Annotated in this window: 15 protein-coding genes; 6 read left to right on the top strand and 9 right to left on the bottom strand. The window is 59.6% G+C overall.

Going from position 1 to position 16,398, the window contains the following annotated elements:
- Positions 1-44: 44 nt before the first annotated feature.
- Entirely contained in the window at positions 45-530 is a 486-nt protein-coding gene (locus AC54XV_RS26785; protein WP_003316052.1) for an acyl-CoA thioesterase, read from the bottom strand.
- Positions 531-821: 291 nt separating this feature from the next.
- Here AC54XV_RS26785 and AC54XV_RS26780 point away from each other — a divergent pair, with 291 nt between their 5' ends.
- Positions 822-2,585 carry a cation:proton antiporter gene (locus AC54XV_RS26780; RefSeq protein WP_024660271.1) on the top strand — a complete coding sequence of 588 codons (1,764 nt, stop codon included), beginning with the start codon at positions 822-824 and terminating at the stop codon, positions 2,583-2,585.
- A 37-nt stretch (positions 2,586-2,622) separates the two neighbouring features.
- Here AC54XV_RS26780 and AC54XV_RS26775 read toward each other — a convergent pair whose 3' ends face one another.
- The 3 genes from AC54XV_RS26775 to uvrD form a co-directional block, all read right to left on the bottom strand.
- On the bottom strand, positions 2,623-3,030 hold the full coding sequence (locus AC54XV_RS26775; protein WP_003316056.1) for an SMI1/KNR4 family protein: 408 nt from the start codon (positions 3,028-3,030) through the stop codon (positions 2,623-2,625).
- 130 nt (positions 3,031-3,160) lie between these two features.
- The gene (locus AC54XV_RS26770; RefSeq protein WP_058399165.1) at positions 3,161-4,006 is read right to left on the bottom strand and encodes a Tim44 domain-containing protein; all 846 of its coding nucleotides are present in this window, start codon (positions 4,004-4,006) and stop codon (positions 3,161-3,163) included.
- A gap of 211 nt (positions 4,007-4,217) precedes the next feature.
- Complete coding sequence (gene uvrD / locus AC54XV_RS26765; RefSeq protein WP_003367943.1) at positions 4,218-6,401, bottom strand: DNA helicase II; 2,184 nt, start codon at positions 6,399-6,401, stop codon at positions 4,218-4,220.
- A gap of 312 nt (positions 6,402-6,713) precedes the next feature.
- On the opposite strand from uvrD, the gene hexR reads away from it, so the two are divergent.
- Positions 6,714-7,580 carry a transcriptional regulator HexR gene (gene hexR, locus AC54XV_RS26760; protein ID WP_003401299.1) on the top strand — a complete coding sequence of 289 codons (867 nt, stop codon included), beginning with the start codon at positions 6,714-6,716 and terminating at the stop codon, positions 7,578-7,580.
- A 93-nt stretch (positions 7,581-7,673) separates the two neighbouring features.
- Here the strand turns inward: hexR and AC54XV_RS26755 are convergent, their stop codons facing one another.
- Positions 7,674-7,985 (bottom strand): hypothetical protein, encoded by a 312-nt coding sequence (locus tag AC54XV_RS26755; protein ID WP_024641708.1) that lies wholly within the window; start codon positions 7,983-7,985, stop codon positions 7,674-7,676.
- A gap of 256 nt (positions 7,986-8,241) precedes the next feature.
- On the opposite strand from AC54XV_RS26755, the gene AC54XV_RS26750 reads away from it, so the two are divergent.
- Entirely contained in the window at positions 8,242-8,427 is a 186-nt protein-coding gene (locus AC54XV_RS26750; RefSeq protein ID WP_003401296.1) for a PA3496 family putative envelope integrity protein, read from the top strand.
- Here AC54XV_RS26750 and AC54XV_RS26745 read toward each other — a convergent pair.
- Positions 8,381-9,331 carry a LysR family transcriptional regulator gene (locus AC54XV_RS26745; protein ID WP_024638995.1) on the bottom strand — a complete coding sequence of 317 codons (951 nt, stop codon included), beginning with the start codon at positions 9,329-9,331 and terminating at the stop codon, positions 8,381-8,383. The two genes, AC54XV_RS26750 and AC54XV_RS26745, sit on opposite strands and share 47 nt — an antisense overlap.
- A 160-nt stretch (positions 9,332-9,491) precedes the next feature.
- Here AC54XV_RS26745 and AC54XV_RS26740 point away from each other — a divergent pair, with 160 nt between their 5' ends.
- Positions 9,492-10,907: an acetyl-CoA carboxylase biotin carboxylase subunit gene (locus tag AC54XV_RS26740; protein WP_003401293.1), complete on the top strand. Its 1,416-nt coding sequence runs from the start codon at positions 9,492-9,494 to the stop codon at positions 10,905-10,907.
- A 100-nt stretch (positions 10,908-11,007) separates the two neighbouring features.
- Positions 11,008-12,816: a sodium-extruding oxaloacetate decarboxylase subunit alpha gene (oadA, locus tag AC54XV_RS26735; RefSeq protein ID WP_057458180.1), complete on the top strand. Its 1,809-nt coding sequence runs from the start codon at positions 11,008-11,010 to the stop codon at positions 12,814-12,816.
- Between the two features lie 152 nt (positions 12,817-12,968).
- On the opposite strand, the gene AC54XV_RS26730 is transcribed toward oadA, so the two are convergent.
- From AC54XV_RS26730 to AC54XV_RS26720, 3 genes are read right to left on the bottom strand one after another with little or no spacing between them, the layout of a single operon-like run.
- Positions 12,969-13,637, bottom strand: coding sequence for a GNAT family N-acetyltransferase (locus tag AC54XV_RS26730; protein ID WP_024642898.1), 669 nt, complete (start codon positions 13,635-13,637; stop codon positions 12,969-12,971).
- Positions 13,638-13,652: 15 nt separating this feature from the next.
- Positions 13,653-14,099, bottom strand: coding sequence for a GNAT family N-acetyltransferase (locus tag AC54XV_RS26725; protein ID WP_024642899.1), 447 nt, complete (start codon positions 14,097-14,099; stop codon positions 13,653-13,655).
- Positions 14,096-14,734, bottom strand: a complete 639-nt coding sequence (locus AC54XV_RS26720) for an FMN-binding negative transcriptional regulator (protein WP_024642900.1) — start codon at positions 14,732-14,734, stop codon at positions 14,096-14,098. The genes AC54XV_RS26725 and AC54XV_RS26720 overlap by 4 nt, the downstream gene beginning before the upstream one ends.
- A 90-nt stretch (positions 14,735-14,824) precedes the next feature.
- On the opposite strand from AC54XV_RS26720, the gene pdxR reads away from it, so the two are divergent.
- Positions 14,825-16,387 carry a MocR-like pyridoxine biosynthesis transcription factor PdxR gene (gene pdxR, locus AC54XV_RS26715; protein WP_024642901.1) on the top strand — a complete coding sequence of 521 codons (1,563 nt, stop codon included), beginning with the start codon at positions 14,825-14,827 and terminating at the stop codon, positions 16,385-16,387.
- Positions 16,388-16,398: the final 11 nt, after the last annotated feature.

Below are 16,398 nucleotides of genomic sequence, written 5' to 3'. Positions count from 1 at the left end.
CGGCTGCCATCGACGACTCGGGCATCCGTGCCCGAGTCTGCCTCTTACAACGCTTCTTCCTTGATGTCCTGATAGCGCTTTTCCAGTTCCTGACGAATCTGGCGGCGTTGCTGCGCCTGGATGAAACGCCGCTTGGCATCGGCCGATTCGGGCTCCAGGGGCGGGACGCTGGCGGGCTTGCGATTGTCGTCCACGGCAACCATGGTGAAGAAGCAGCTGTTGGAATGGCGTACCGAGCGCTCGCGGATATTTTCGGTGACCACCTTGATGCCCACCTCCATGGACGTGTTGCCGGTGTAATTGACCGAGGCGAGAAAGGTCACCAGTTCACCGACGTGCACCGGCTCACGGAAAATCACCTGGTCTACCGACAGCGTCACCACGTAGCGTCCGGCGTAGCGGCTGGCACATGCGTAGGCCACTTCGTCCAGGTACTTGAGCAGCGTGCCGCCGTGTACGTTGCCAGAGAAGTTGGCCATGTCCGGGGTCATCAATACAGTCATCGACAGCTGGGCGTTTCCGGGTTCCATAGCGTACTCACACGGTCAAGGTGTTCAAGGGGCGCCTATGCTGGCGCTCAAGGGGCTTGCGACAGTTATCGGGACGCTGGCCAGCAGGCGGCCGTCACGCGTCATAACTATCTGTTTCCATATATTGCACCGCCTTTATGTCGAAGGGGGCGGTGTTAACCTGCAAAAACCTGTGGATCGGGTCTTTTCCTGCGTCTTTATCTGATTTTAGTGACGAAAAGGATAGCTGTCGCCCTGTAGGGCACGGCGATATCGGCTTGCAACGTCATCATCACAAGGAGCTTCGCCATCATGCATGCCATCAATTTCATTCAGGACCTGGCAGTGATCATGCTGGTGGCCGGTGTGGTGACCATCCTGTTCCATCGACTCCGGCAGCCGGTCGTACTTGGCTATATCGTTGCCGGGTTCATCATCGGTCCGCACACCCCGCCATTCAGTCTGATCCACGACGAAGAGACCATCAAAATTCTGGCCGAACTGGGGGTGATCTTCCTGATGTTCTGCCTGGGGCTGGAGTTCAGCCTGCGCAAGCTGTTCAAGGTCGGCGCCACGGCGTTCATCGCGGCCTTCCTGGAAATTGCCCTGATGATCTGGATCGGTTACGAGATCGGGCAGTTCTTTGGCTGGAAAACCATGGACTCGCTGTTTCTCGGCGCGATTCTGGCGATTTCTTCCACCACCATCATCGTCAAGGCGCTCAACGACCTGAAGATGAAGAACCAGCGCTTTGCCCAGTTGATCTTCGGTGTGTTGATCGTGGAAGACATTCTCGGTATCGGCATCATCGCGCTGTTGTCCGGCATCGCTGTCAGCGGCTCGGTCAGTTCCGGCGAAGTGTTCTCCACCGTCGGCAAGCTGTCGCTGTTCATGATTGTGGCGCTGGTGATCGGGATCCTTGTGGTGCCTCGACTGCTGTCCTATGTCGCCAGATTCGAAAGCAACGAGATGTTGCTGATCACCGTGCTGGGCCTGTGTTTCGGCTTTTGCCTGCTGGTGGTCAAGCTGGAATACAGCATGGTACTGGGCGCCTTCCTGATCGGCGCGATCATGGCCGAGTCGCGTGAGTTACTGAAGATCGAGCGCCTGATCGAGCCGGTTCGCGACATGTTCAGCGCGATCTTTTTCGTCGCCATCGGTTTGCTGATCGATCCGGGCATCCTGCTGCAATACGCTTGGCCGATCGCCGTCATTACCGTTGCCGTGGTGCTGGGCAAGATGCTGTCCTGCGGGCTGGGCGCTTTTATCGCTGGCAACGATGGCCGTACCTCGCTGCGCGTGGGCATGGGACTGTCGCAGATTGGCGAGTTCTCCTTCATCATCGCGGCGCTGGGCATGACCCTGCAGGTCACCAGCGACTTTCTGTACCCGGTGGCAGTCGCCGTATCCGCCATCACCACCCTGCTGACACCCTACCTGATTCGTGGCGCAGACCCGTTGTCGCTGAAGCTGGCGGCGATCATGCCCCGGCGCGTTGCGCGGGTGTTCGGCATGTACGGCGAGTGGCTGCGCAGCATTCAGCCGCAAGGCCAGAGTGCAGTGCTGGCCGGGATGATCAGGCGGATTCTCTTGCAGGTCGGCGTCAACCTGGCGCTGGTGATGGCGATCTTTTTCAGTGGTGGTTACTTCGCCGAGCGTCTGGGCGGCTACATGAGCGAATGGGTGGGCGATGTCAGCCATCAGAAAGCCTGGATATGCGGCGCCGCACTGCTGCTGTCACTGCCGTTTCTGATTGCCGCGTACCGCAAGCTCAAGGCGCTGTCGATGCTGCTGGCCGAGATGGGCGTGAAACCCGAGATGGCGGGCCGGCATACCGTGCGCGTGCGCAAGGTCGTGGCCGAGGTGATTCCGTTGTTGTCGCTGGTGGTGATTTTCGTGATGCTGGCGGCGCTGTCGGCAAGCATTCTGCCCGCCAACGAACTGCTGCTGGTGGTCGCTCTGGTTGCTGCGCTGGTCGCTGCATTGCTGTGGCGCTGGCTGATCCGTGTGCATACACGGATGCAGATTGCGTTGCTTGAGACGCTGGGGAATCATCCGGAATCCCCCGGGCATTAGCGCCCGGAGATCCTTCAAACGCGCGCGGCGGGGTGTCTCAGCTTTCCAGCCAGACATCCCGGGCCCAGTGCCAGACCGACTCCCAGCTGTCTTCGGTGACCAGTTCTTCTTCGGCGGACCACAGCAATACAGTGCCGTCTTCCTCGACGCAGTAGTAGTCGTCACCGTCCTGACAGATCGGGATCAGCTCGCGTGGTACGCCCAGGTCCCAGGCCGTGGCGGCCACGTCTGGCAGGTAGGTGTGCGACTGCGGGTCGGTCACTGTGACGGGTTCAAGGCTGCCATACACCACATCGCTGACTGTCAGGAGAAATTCCTTGAAGACAAACGGAATGTTGATGAACAGCTGTTCCTCGATCTCGACCAGTTGGTCTTCGTCAGGCAGCTCAAGCGGAACCGGAACCGGTTCATTTGCTTCACGCAGTTGTTCAATGACTTCTTCCACGACACAGATCCTCTCACTTGATGGCGCGGGTTATACAGTAGCGTAAAGCCTTTCTCAAAATAACTATCCGAACGGATAAACAAAAACCCCGGACATGTCCGGGGTTCTGAACGCGAGAACGGGTTCTGGTTCAACCGTTCTGGCGAATTCCTGCCACCAGCCAAGGCTGGTTATCGCCTTGCGGGCGTTCCATGTTCCAGCTTTCGCTGAACACTTCGCCCTGATCGAAACGCGACGTCTTGGACACGCCCGAGAAGGTCAGGGTGGCAATGGTCTTGTCGGCACAATCATCCACACCGTCCAGCTGAACCTGAAGGTTTTCGATGAAGGTCGACTGGAAGCCGTCGCCCAGATCTGCACGTTCCTTTTTCAGGAATTGCAGCATTTGCGGGGTGACGAACTCGGCGATCTTGTCCATCTCGTTGGCGTCCCAGTGCTCCTGCAGCGACTGGAAGTGGCCGCGGGCAGCGTCCAGAAAGCGCTGTTCATTGAACCAGGCCGGTGCGTTGATCACTGGCGCAGCAGAGGCAGGCGACGAACTGCCGAAGATCGGGTTCTGTGCGGGCTGGCTGGTTTCGCGCTGGTACGGCGGCGCACCGGCAGCAGCCATTTTCGGCTGTTGCTGCTGACGACGACGCGCAATGAAGCGGAAGATCAGGAAGGCGATGAGGCCCATGATCAGAATGTCGAACAGTTGCAGGCCGTTGAAGCCGTCACCCATGAACATCGATGCCAGCAGGCCACCGGCAGCGATACCGGCCAATGGGCCCAGCCAGCGCGAAGCACCGCTTGCCGCAGCGGCAGGACGACCCGCAGCGTTAGGCGCTGCCGCAGGTGTGGAAGGCGCGGCCTGACGTGTCTGATGCGTAGGCGCCGAGCCCATGCTCTTGCCGCCACCAAAGCGCGCGGCGTTCACATCCAGGCTCATGGTGAGCCCAATGCACAGCGCCATCGCGATGCTTAGAAAACGTTGCATAAGGGTATTCCCGTTTTGTGATTGCACGCGCGCCATGTTGCACAGCGGATGGCGACATGACCAGCGCGTTAGTGTTTCGGACTTTTACATAAACAGCGTAGGACTTTTCTACGCGCTTCGTAAGATGTGTACGAGGATTATCGTTCCTCACGCTTAGCGCGGGAACGATAGTCAGTGGCAGTCAGGGGCGTATGGACGATGATTGACCGGCCTACAACGGCACCAGCTTCGCGTAGCCCATCATCAGCCACTTGCTGCCCTCGGGGAAGTTGACCTGCACCCGTGCCTGGGCGCCGGCGCCTTCGAAGTTGAGGATCACGCCTTCGCCGAACACCGCATGCTGGACGCGCTGGCCCATGGTGAACTCGGTTTCCGGAATGCCCGTGCCGTTGAACAGGCTGCTGCTGTTGAATTTCGGCGTGCCGCCGAACGGACGGTTGACGCTGTTGGACAGCCGGACTTCCTGAATCAACGCAGGCGGAATCTCCCGTACGAAACGCGAGACCTTGTTGTAGGTTTCGCTGCCGTACAGACGACGCGTCTCGGCGTAGGTCATCACCAGCTGTTTCATGGCCCGGGTGATGCCGACATAGGCCAGACGCCGTTCCTCTTCAAGACGGCCCGGTTCTTCCAGGCTCATCTTGTGCGGGAACAGCCCTTCCTCCATGCCCACCAGGAACACATGCGGGAATTCCAGGCCCTTGGCGCTGTGCAGGGTCATCAGCTGAATGCTGTCTTCATGCTCCTGCGCCTGGGTGTCGCCCGCTTCCAGCGAGGCATGCCCCAGGAACGCTGCCAGTGGCGTCAGGTCTTCTTCGCTTTCGTGATTCTCGAAGGCACGCGCAGCGCTGACCAGTTCCTCAAGGTTTTCTACCCGCGCCTGACCTTTCTCGCCTTTTTCCTGCTCGTGATAGGTAATCAGCCCGGACTGTTCGATCACCGTCTGGGTCATCAGGTGCAGCGGCATTTCCATGACCTTGGCCGCGAGGTTCTCGATCAGCTCGATGAAACCGCCCAGGGCAGTGGCGGCGCGTCCGGTCAGGCCCTTGTTGGCCACCAGCAGGCGCATGGCTTCCCACATGGACACATCGGCATGACGCGCATGCTCGCGAATCGCTTCGACGGTCTTTTCGCCGATGCCGCGCGCCGGCACGTTGATCACCCGCTCCAGTGCCGCATCGTTGCCACGGCCTTCCAGCAAGCGCATGTAGGCCATGGCGTTCTTGATTTCGGCGCGCTCGAAGAAGCGCTGTCCGCCGTAGATGCGGTACGGAATACGCTCACGCAGCAGGGCTTCTTCAAGCACCCGCGACTGGGCGTTGGAGCGGTACAGAATGGCGATATCGTTACGCGAAATACCGGTTTTCAGCGCGCTCTCGATGGTCTCGACCACGTAACGCGCTTCATCGTGCTCGTTGAACGCGGCATACAGATTGATCAGCTCGCCATCGCCGACGTCGGTCCACAATTCCTTGCCCAGGCGACCACTGTTATTGATGATCAAGCCATTGGCGGCCTTGAGGATGCTCGCCGTGGAGCGGTAGTTCTGCTCCAGGCGGATGACTTCGGTGTCCGGGAAGTCCGAGGAATACTGGTGGATGTTCTCGATCTTCGCGCCACGCCAGCCGTAAATGGACTGATCGTCGTCGCCGACCACCATCAGGCTGTCGCCCCCCTGGGCGAGCAGGCGCAGCCAGGCGTACTGCACGGCGTTGGTGTCCTGGAACTCGTCCACCAGGACGTGACGGAAGCGGCGCTGATAATGCGCCAGCAAGCCCGGGTTATCGCGCCACAGGTCGAGTGCGCGTAGCAGCAGTTCGGAGAAGTCGATGACGCCGGCTCGCTGGCAGGCGATCTCGTAGGCTTCGTAGACGCTTTTCATGGTGGTCAGGAACAGGTCGCCGCTGGCCTGAATATGTTTCGGGCGCAGGCCTTCGTCTTTCTGACCATTGATGAACCACTGGGCCTGACGTGCAGGCCAGCGTTGTTCGTCCAGGCCCAGCTCGCGCATCACGCGCTTTACCAGACGCTGCTGGTCGTCGCTGTCGAGAATCTGGAAGGTCTGTACCAGCCCGGCTTCCTGCCAGTGCGCACGCAACAGGCGGTGGGCCAGACCGTGGAAGGTGCCCACCCACATGCCAGCCGGGCTGATGCCCATCAGCTGCTCGATACGGTGGCGCATCTCGGCGGCGGCCTTGTTGGTGAACGTCACCGACAGGACCGAATGCGGGGAGGCTTGCTCGACCTGCATCAGCCAGGCGATGCGATGCACCAGCACACGGGTTTTGCCGGAGCCAGCACCAGCCAGAACCAACTGACGACCCAGAGAGGCAGCTACGGCCTGACGTTGGGCATCGTTGAGGGAATTCAGAAGAAGAGAGAGATCATCGCGCATCAGCGCATTCTAGGGTGCCGCGCGATGACGGGCAAACCATGCTTTGCGTCAGGCAATAAAAATGGCGGAGGCGCTGACGACCGGTCGTCGCCTGTCGCCGGGAGCGAATGCGTTGCGTCTACCGTTATTGGTGAACAGTCAGGGTCTGACAGGGAATCCGGCCTAATGTAGGATTATTCCCACAAATGCCGCTGATAAAGCCAGCACAGCCAGCCCGTGACAGCTTCGTTTAACTGGGCGGCTGGCAGGTCATGTAGTATAACTACAAGAAAGCTACAACCCAGCCCACCTCTCTTTTGCCGAGTCTGCCCCTTGAATCTGCTGCAACACATCGCCCAGTCACGTAATCTGCTGCGCAAATCGGAGCTCAAGGTAGCTGACCATGTGCTGCTCGACCCTGCGGCCGTGATGCACAGTTCCATGGCAGACCTGGCGCACAGCGTCGGTATCAGTGAGCCGACCATCGTGCGTTTTTGCCGGGCCATCGGCTGCACCGGGTTTCAGGACCTCAAGCTCAAGCTGGCGCAGAGCCTCGCGGCGGGCGCAAGTTTTGGACAGTTCGCGATTCACGAAGACGATTCGGTTGCCGACTACAGCCTGAAGATTTTCGACACCACGCTGCACACGCTCATGGAAGTGCGCGAAAACCTCGACCCCCATGCGTTGCAACTGGCAGTCACGGCCATGGCCGGGGCCAATCGGGTCGAGTTCTACGGGTTTGGCGCGTCCGGCGCAGTAGCCGCCGATGCGCAGCACAAGTTCTTTCGTTTGCTGCTGACCGCTGCGGCTTATTCCGATCCGCACATGCAGGCAATGTCGGCCGTCACGCTAAAGCCGACGGATGTCGCGGTGTGCATTTCGCAGTCTGGCCGTTCGAAGGATTTGCTGATCACCGCCAATCTGGTCCGCGAGAGCGGCGCCACACTGATCACCCTGTGCCCCAGTCAGACGCCGCTGGCCGAGTTGTCCTCGGTCAATCTGGCCATCGATGTGCACGAAGACACCGAAATCTACACGCCGCTGACCTCGCGCATCGCGCACCTGGTGGTCATTGATGTGCTGGCGATGGGCGTCGCAATGGCCCGCGGCCCAGGTCTGGTCAACCACCTCAAGAGCGTCAAACGCAGCCTGCGCGGCTTGCGCCTGTCACCGAAGTCGATCAAGACCCACGAAGACTGACGCCGTTTTCAATTTGAAAACGACGCCAAAACTCCCGCCAATGACCTGAGGTGATTGGCGGGAGCCCATGAATCAGATGCTATGTTGCGTTGATCAATGCGTCACTTCTACTGCATTGATGGACGCCAGCAGCTCGCCGTTGTAGTAAACGCTGACAGTCGTGATATCGGCACCACTTGGCTGGGTATAGACAACTTCTTTGTCGGTAAGCACCTGGGCGCCGATGTCTTGGGCTTCAAACGTCAGATCCAGACCCAGATGGCTGAAAGCGGCTGGTCTGGCGCTCTTGACCAGTACCGGAACCGAATTTGCCTGCGGGGCAGTCACGATGCCGGAAACTTTCAAGGTCTTAACGCCTGGCATCCTGTCATCACGTGCCTGCCAGTTTTTGTTTTCGATAGTCATTAGGTAGCTCCTTGCTATTAATTGATGTAATGAGTGAATTGCATCCTGCAGGGCCAGTTTCTATCGTTAGAGCACCGGAATGCGGTAGATATATATTTTTCGCGGCTCTTTTCCGGCTACCACGTTTCAAAATTTAACCAAGCTGTCATATGCCCGCCGCCTGATTGTCATTGCCTCGCTCCATGCTGGTGCTCCCACAAAACGTATTGGGAGACAGGATATGGCTCGGCATTACGATGATTTACCTACCAGCACCGTGAAAACCCGCCGTCAGCAGGAAGATCAACGTCGCATGGAGTTTCGTCGGGCAATTGAAAGCTACAGCGAGGCACGTCAGCTCAATCAGGAGTTGTGCGACTACATGGACGGCATGGACAACGCCGTTTGGCAGGCGATCAAGTTGCCCGCGGTCGACCGTCGAAACGCTCGACAAGCTGGCTGATCTGCGCACGTTCACTGCGGATGAACGCAAGAAACGCATGTGCCACGGGTGAAAGGCGTTTGTCCCCGGCCTGAGCCACACACCAGCTGCGATACAGCGGCAACTCCGCCACGGGCAGCTCCACCAGGGCGCCTGTGGCGAGTTCCTGGCAGACCGCGTGTCGGGTCAGCATCGCCAGGCCCAGCCCGGCAACCACACATTCACGTTGTGCTTCGCTGGAGGACACTTCCAGCGTCTGCGTGAAATGCACGCGCTTCTCTTTGAAAAATTCCTCGCAGGCCCGACGCGTGCCTGATCCTGTTTCTCGGGTCAGCAACGGCCATGGCTCCAGATCTTTCAGGTTCAGCGTCGCGCGGCTGCTCAGCGGATGGTCAGGCGGCGCGACGGCGACAATCGGGTTATTCAGGAACGGCAGGAACTCCAGGCCCATGTCCAGCGGCACTGCCGACATCACCACAAGATCATCGCGGTTATCCGACAGGCGCCTGATGACTTGCGCGCGATTGACCACCATCAGGCTCAGGCTGACTTCCGGGTGCTGGCGCTTGAAGGCGGCGAACAGGTGAGGGATGAAGTACTTGCAGCTCGACTCGACGGCGAGCTTCAACTGGCCCTGCAGCGAGCCCTGCATGTCGGAAAGCTGCATGTCGAGACTTTCCAGGCGCCCGAAAATATCCCGACTGGCCTGTTGTAGCGCTTGCGCCGCTTCGGTCAGGTAGAGCTTTTTGCTGACGTATTCGAACAGCGGCTGGCCGATCAGCTCTTCGAGCTGGCGAATCTGCAGGCTGACAGCGGGCTGTGTCAGCGACATCTCTTCGGCCGCACGGCTGTAGGAGCGCAGATCGCACACTTCATTGAAAATGCGCAACTGACGCAATGTCATACGCATCAATGACTTACGCATTTATAAAAGCTTCCTGACGCTGCTGAAGCCTCAACTATAAGCTTTTACTTATGCACCTCCCAACTTTTACTCATTTTTGTTAATCCTCGATTCGGCATAGGGTGGCCCTGCGACATTCAGTCACATACACGGTTACAAGTGTGGGTCGAGGGAAACGTCAGTGATAACAAAAATTCTGATCGCCAACCGCGGGGAGATTGCCGTTCGCATCGTGCGTGCATGCGCCGAGATGGGCATTCGCTCGGTGGCGATCTTTTCCGAAGCGGACCGGCATGCCTTGCATGTCAAACGTGCCGACGAAGCCTACAGCATTGGTGCCGAACCTCTGGCGGGTTACCTGAACCCGCGTAAATTGGTGAATCTGGCAGTGGAGACCGGCTGCGATGCGTTGCATCCCGGTTATGGCTTTCTTTCCGAGAATGCCGAACTGGCCGATATCTGTGCCGAGCGAGGGATCAAATTCATCGGTCCCTCGGCAGAAGTGATTCGCCGCATGGGGGACAAGACCGAGGCCCGGCGCAGCATGATCAAGGCCGGCGTGCCGGTCACGCCCGGCACCGAAGGCAACGTGGCAGATATCGATGAGGCGCTGGCCGAGGGCGAGCGTATCGGTTACCCGGTGATGCTCAAGGCCACCTCCGGAGGCGGTGGACGTGGCATCCGCCGCTGCAACAGCCGTGAAGAGCTCGAGCAGGCCTTCCCGCGGGTGATTTCCGAAGCGACCAAGGCCTTCGGTTCGGCAGAAGTCTTTCTCGAGAAATGCATCGTCAATCCCAAGCACATTGAAGCGCAGATTCTGGGCGACAGCTTCGGCAACGTGGTGCACCTGTTCGAGCGCGACTGTTCGATTCAGCGACGCAACCAGAAGCTCATCGAAATTGCTCCCAGCCCGCAGTTGACCCCCGAACAGCGCGCCTACATCGGCGATCTGTCGGTACGTGCGGCCAAGGCCGTCGGTTACGAGAACGCCGGCACCGTGGAGTTTCTGCTCGCCGAGGGCGAGGTGTACTTCATGGAAATGAACACCCGGGTGCAGGTCGAGCACACCATCACCGAAGAAATCACCGGCATTGATATCGTTCGCGAGCAGATCCGTATCGCCTCCGGCCTGCCGCTGTCGGTCAAGCAGGAAGACATTATCCATCGCGGTTTTGCCCTGCAGTTCCGGATCAACGCCGAGGACCCGAAGAACAACTTCCTGCCCAGCTTTGGCAAGATCACCCGCTATTACGCGCCCGGTGGCCCTGGCGTGCGCACCGACACGGCGATTTATACCGGCTACACCATCCCGCCGTTCTATGACTCGATGTGCCTGAAGCTGATTGTCTGGGCGTTGACCTGGGAAGAGGCCATGGACCGCGGCCTGCGTGCGCTCGATGACATGCGCCTGCAAGGGGTCAAGACCACGGCTGCCTACTACCAGGAAATCCTCCGCAACCCGGAGTTTCGCAGCGGTGAGTTCAACACCAGCTTTGTCGAGAGCCATCCCGAGCTGACCAATTATTCGATCAAACGCAAACCCGAAGAGCTGGCCCTGGCCATCGCCGCCGCCATTGCCGCCCATGCAGGCTTATGAATAAGCAGCTGCAAGTTTCAAGCTACCAGCTGCAAGTAAAAGCCGAGTCGCTCTTACTTGAAGCTTGCAGCTGACAACTTGCAGCTCGAAAGGACTACTAATGACCAAGAAGATCTTTGTAACCGACACCATCCTGCGTGACGCTCACCAATCGTTGCTGGCGACGCGCATGCGTACCGAAGACATGCTGCCGATCTGCGACAAGCTCGACCAGGTCGGCTACTGGTCGCTGGAAGTCTGGGGCGGCGCTACCTTCGATGCCTGCGTGCGTTTTCTCAAGGAAGACCCGTGGGAACGCCTGCGCCAGCTGCGTGCGGCCTTGCCCAATACCCGGTTGCAGATGCTCCTGCGTGGGCAGAACCTGCTGGGTTATCGGCACTACAGCGATGACGTGGTCAAGGCGTTCGTCGCCAAGGCGGCGGTCAACGGTATTGATGTGTTCCGTATTTTCGATGCCATGAACGATGTGCGTAACCTGCGGGTTGCCATCGAGGCGGTGAAAGCGGCGGGCAAACACGCACAGGGCACCATCGCTTACACCACCAGCCCGGTGCACACCATCGAGGCCTTCGTGGCGCAGGCCCGGCAGATGGAAGCCATGGGCTGTGACTCGGTGGCGATCAAGGACATGGCCGGCCTGTTGACGCCTTATGCCACGGGTGAGCTGGTCAAGGCGCTGAAGGCCGAGCAGTCGCTGCCGGTGTTCATCCACTCGCATGACACGGCCGGTCTGGCTGCCATGTGTCAGCTCAAGGCGATTGAAAGCGGCGCGGACCATATCGACACGGCGATCTCCAGCTTTGCCTGGGGCACCAGCCATCCGGGCACCGAATCGATGGTGGCTGCGCTCAAAGGCAGCGAGTTCGACACCGGTCTGAACCTGGAGCTGCTGCAGGAAATCGGTCTGTACTTCTACGCGGTGCGTAAGAAATATCATCAGTTCGAGAGCGAATTTACTGCAGTCGACACCCGGGTACAGGTTAACCAGGTGCCTGGCGGGATGATTTCCAACCTGGCCAATCAGTTGAAGGAGCAGGGCGCACTCAACCGCATGAGCGAAGTGCTGGCTGAAATTCCGCGCGTGCGCAAAGACCTCGGCTATCCGCCGCTGGTAACCCCGACCTCGCAGATCGTCGGTACCCAGGCGTTCTTCAATGTGTTGGCCGGGGAGCGTTACAAAACCATCACCAATGAAGTGAAGCTTTACCTGCAAGGCGGCTACGGCAAGGCGCCGGGTCAGGTGGATGAAAAACTGCGTCGTCAGGCGATCGGCAATGAAGAGCTGATCGATGTTCGTCCGGCCGACCTGCTCAAGCCGGAGATGACCAAGCTAAGGGCTGATATCGGCGCGCTGGCCAAGTCCGAAGAGGACGTGCTGACGTTTGCCATGTTCCCGGACATTGGCCGCAAGTTCCTTGAGGAACGTGCAGCCGGGACGCTGGCGCCGGAAGTGCTGCTGCCGATTCCCGAAGCCGGAAGCGTGGCCAGGGCCGGCGGTGAGGGCGTGCCGACCGAGTTCGTTATTGATGTGCACGGCGAAACCTATCGGGTCGACATCACCGGTGTGGGCGTCAAGGCCGAGGGCAAGCGCCACTTCTACCTGACCATAGACGGCATGCCGGAAGAGGTGGTGTTCGAGCCGCTCAACGAATTCGTCGGCGGCGGGGCCAGCAAACGCAAACAAGCCCACGCACCGGGTGACGTCAGCACCACCATGCCCGGCAACATCGTCGATGTGCTGGTCAAGGAGGGCGATGTGGTCAAGGCCGGTCAGGCAGTGCTGATCACTGAAGCGATGAAGATGGAGACCGAGGTTCAGGCGTCGGTCGCCGGCAAGGTCGTCGCCATCCACGTCGCCAAGGGCGACCGCGTCAATCCGGGCGAAGTGCTGATCGAGATCGAAGGTTGAGCTGACACCCGCGCATCATCCAAAGGTTTACCTCAGGGAAGCACTCGTGGCTTCCCTTTTTTATTCTGTGCAGGTGCGGCCAGTGGTCACGACTATCGTTCCGCACGCTCCAGCGTGGGAATGCCGTTCTTGACGCTCTGCGTCCCTCAGGATTACCGAAACGCCTCAAGCCCCTTGATCTGTTGCCCGTTTTTGAAGTTATCCACAGCCAGCCAGCGCTCAAAGGCGTTCTGCCGCTCAGGCCATTCGCTGTCGAGGATTGAGTACCACGCGGTATCCCGGCTCTGGCCTTTGACCACCATGTGCTGGCGGAAGGTGCCTTCGTAGCTGAAGCCGAATCGCTCGGCAGCGCGTTTGGAGCGGGCGTTGTTGGCGTTGCACTTCCACTCCAGGCGGCGATAGCCCAGTGCGAAAATCTCTCTGGCCAGCAGGTAAATGGCTTCGGTGCCTTTGGGCGTGCGTTGCATGGCCGCGCCGAAGGTGACATGACCTATCTCGATACGCCCATGGGCAGCGACGATCGACATCAGGCTGATGACGCCTTCGGCCTTATTGGTCTGCTGATCGACCACGGTGTAAAACCACGGATCGGTGGCCGCCTGGTGCGCGACCAGCCACGCACCAAATGCGCCACGGTCACTGAACGGCCCGTACGGCAGATAATCCCACAGCTGCGGGTCCGCATTCGGACCCTCGAGTGCCGCCCACAGGTCATCGGCGTGACGCGCGGCATCGAGTTTTTCCAGACGAATGAAACGGCCTGTCAGTGTATGGGCCGTGGGCAGTGCAGCGGCTTGCCAGTCCAGCAGGGTGTCGGACATCAGTCACTTCCTGTTTCAGAGTGCTTTACGAAATTGTATGAGGCCGGGCCGTTCGGCGATTCGCTCGTACAACTGAATGGCCGTGGCGTTGGTTTCGTGGGTCAGCCAGTGCACCTTGTCGCAACCGTCTGCCTTGGCCGTGGCGTAGACAAACTCGATCAGTTGCCTGCCGATGCCTGTCCCGCGTTTTTCGGGGGCGACGATCAGATCCTGCAGGTAACAGGCGTTGTTGATGCTCCAGTTGGAGCGATGGTAGATGAAGTTCACCATGCCCACCGCCTCGTCACCCCGCCAGGCGAGCGCCGAGTGAGTCGGCTCGTTCGGGTCCACAAGGCGTTGCCAGGTGTTCTCGCTGACGCCTTCGGCCAACTCGGTGTTGTAGAAGCGCAGGTAGGCCTGCCACAGAGGCAGCCACGCGTGATGATCGTCGACGGTAACGCGGCGAATCCGGATATCGGTCATGAGCTGCTCCCTTCGCTCATCAGGCGAGCGATGTGTTGGTCATTTGCATCCTGGCTTGCGGCAAGGCCGTCGCGCACACCGGCTATGTCCGCAGCGCTGCGATTCTGACTGAGTTTACGTTTGCCCTGCAGCCGCTGCACCGGAATGGCGAATCCGACAATCGCTCCGAGCATCTTCGCGATGTAGTCCGCTGGCGCATCGTCAATGGACCAGGGTTGCGCTCGGTCGGATTCATGGCGATGGGTCAGGTCAGCCAGCAATTGATGCAATTGCGCGGCGTCGGTGAAAACCTCGGCCTGCCCATAAGCATGCACGGCCACATAGTTCCACGTGGGTACGACCTTGCCATGCTCCCTCTTGCTCGGATAGAACGACGGGCTCACGTAGGCATCGCCGCCAGGAAAAATCACCAGTGCTTCGGCACCTGAGCTCAGTTGCTGCCATTGCGGATTGGCTTTGGCCAGATGCCCGTAAAGCGTGCCATACGAACCTTCATCGCGGCGCAACAGCAGCGGCAGGTGGGTTGCCTGCAATCCTTCTGCGCCGTCGGTGACCAGGATCGCCAGGCGCGTCTGCTCCATCTGCTGGTGCAGGCTCGGCGTGTCGTTATCGTTGAAAGCGGCAGGGATGTACATGGGGACTGTTCCTTGGCGAGTGACAGGATCGTAGGCAAGGCATTGGTCTGATGTAAGATCCATTTTTGATCGTTTTAACAGGGCCAATGCATGCCTGATCTCCCCGTTGCGTTTGCGTCCACCCTCACTGGTATCGCGCTGAACCCGAATCAGGGCCTGAGCAAGCAGCTTTATGGGTTGTTGCGCCAGCAGGTCCTCGATGGGCGTCTGAGCGGCGGCACGCGTCTGCCAGCCAGTCGCGATCTGGCGCATTCACTGGGCATCTCCCGTAACAGCGTCATACGCGCCTATGACCAGCTGTATGCCGAGGGTTTCATCGAAGGACGCGTTGGCGACGGTACCTATGTTGCGCAGCTCGCGGAACCAAGCGCTGCGTCTCGGCGTGCGAGCCGTAAAAAACTATCCACCAACTTACCCACAGGTGTATCCACAGGGTTACGCACAGGTTTGTCCACAATCGCGGCTGAAATGCCGTCGGATTCCTGCTGTGAAGTTATCCACAGCCCGGCACTGGCGCTGCTTGAAAAACATCATCTGCATGAACCTCCGGCGGGTCAGCCACGAGCCTTTCGGGTAGGCGTTCCGGCGTTCGATCTTTTCCCCTTTGCCTTGTGGGGCAAGCTGTATGCCGCTTTTTGGCGCAAGCCGGACCGTGCCCAGCTCGGTTATGGGTCGGCAGCGGGAGACCCGCGGTTACGCGAATTGATCGCGGTCTACCTGCGCTCATCGCGTGGGCTGCCGTGCAGTGCTGAGCAAATTGTGATCACCAGTGGCGCGCAGCATGCGATCAGCCTTTGTGCACAGTTGCTTCTGACGCCGGGCGAGGGCGTTGCCGTGGAGAATCCGGGTTATCGGGCGGCCGGTCATGCGTTTGCACTGGCAGGTGCTCGATTGCACGGCGTGGCTGTGGATAACGAGGGCATGCGTTGCGCCGACCTTGAGCAGGCAGACTGTCGACTGGCCTACGTGACGCCTTCACACCAATACCCGACCGGCGTGGTGATGAGCCTGGCGCGGCGCCTGGAATTGCTGGCCTGGGCCGAGAGGCACAAGGGCTGGATCGTCGAGGATGATTACGACGGTGAGTATCGCTACAGCGGTTCACCCTTGGCCCCCCTGGCCGCGCTCGACCGCAACGCGCGAGTGCTGTACGTCGGGACGTTTGGCAAAATCGCCTTCCCGGCGCTGCGCCTTGGGTATCTGGTGTTGCCAGAGCCACTGGTGCCGGTGTTCAGCCAGCGCAAGGCCGTGGACATGCGTCATACCGAAATAGGGGTTCAGGCGGTCATGGCGCAATTCATTGCGTCGGGTCATTTTCAACGACACATACGTCGCATGCGCCGTGCGGCGCTCGGTCGTCGCAATGTGCTGCTGGATAACTGGCCTGCCGATATCCCGGGATGCTCGGCAATGCCCCGAGTGGTTGCCGGGCTGCATGTCATGGTCAAGGTCGACAGCGTGGCGCGCGAGCAGGCGCTGATTGCCAAGGCCAATGGCGTCGGTGTCGAAATGAATGCCCTGAGTGATTACTGGCTGCCTGACTCCACTGAGCCTGTGGATAACCGCGCCGGGCTGGTACTGGGCTTTGCCGCAGTGCCCGAGGACGAAATGCTCGATGCATTGAACAGGCTGCGCGAGGCCTGGTCCGAGTAGTCCCGTTGGCA

The sequence above is a fragment of the Pseudomonas fragariae (ex Marin et al. 2024) genome (assembly GCF_059621105.1).
This window is presented reverse-complemented; position numbering and strand designations above follow the sequence as displayed.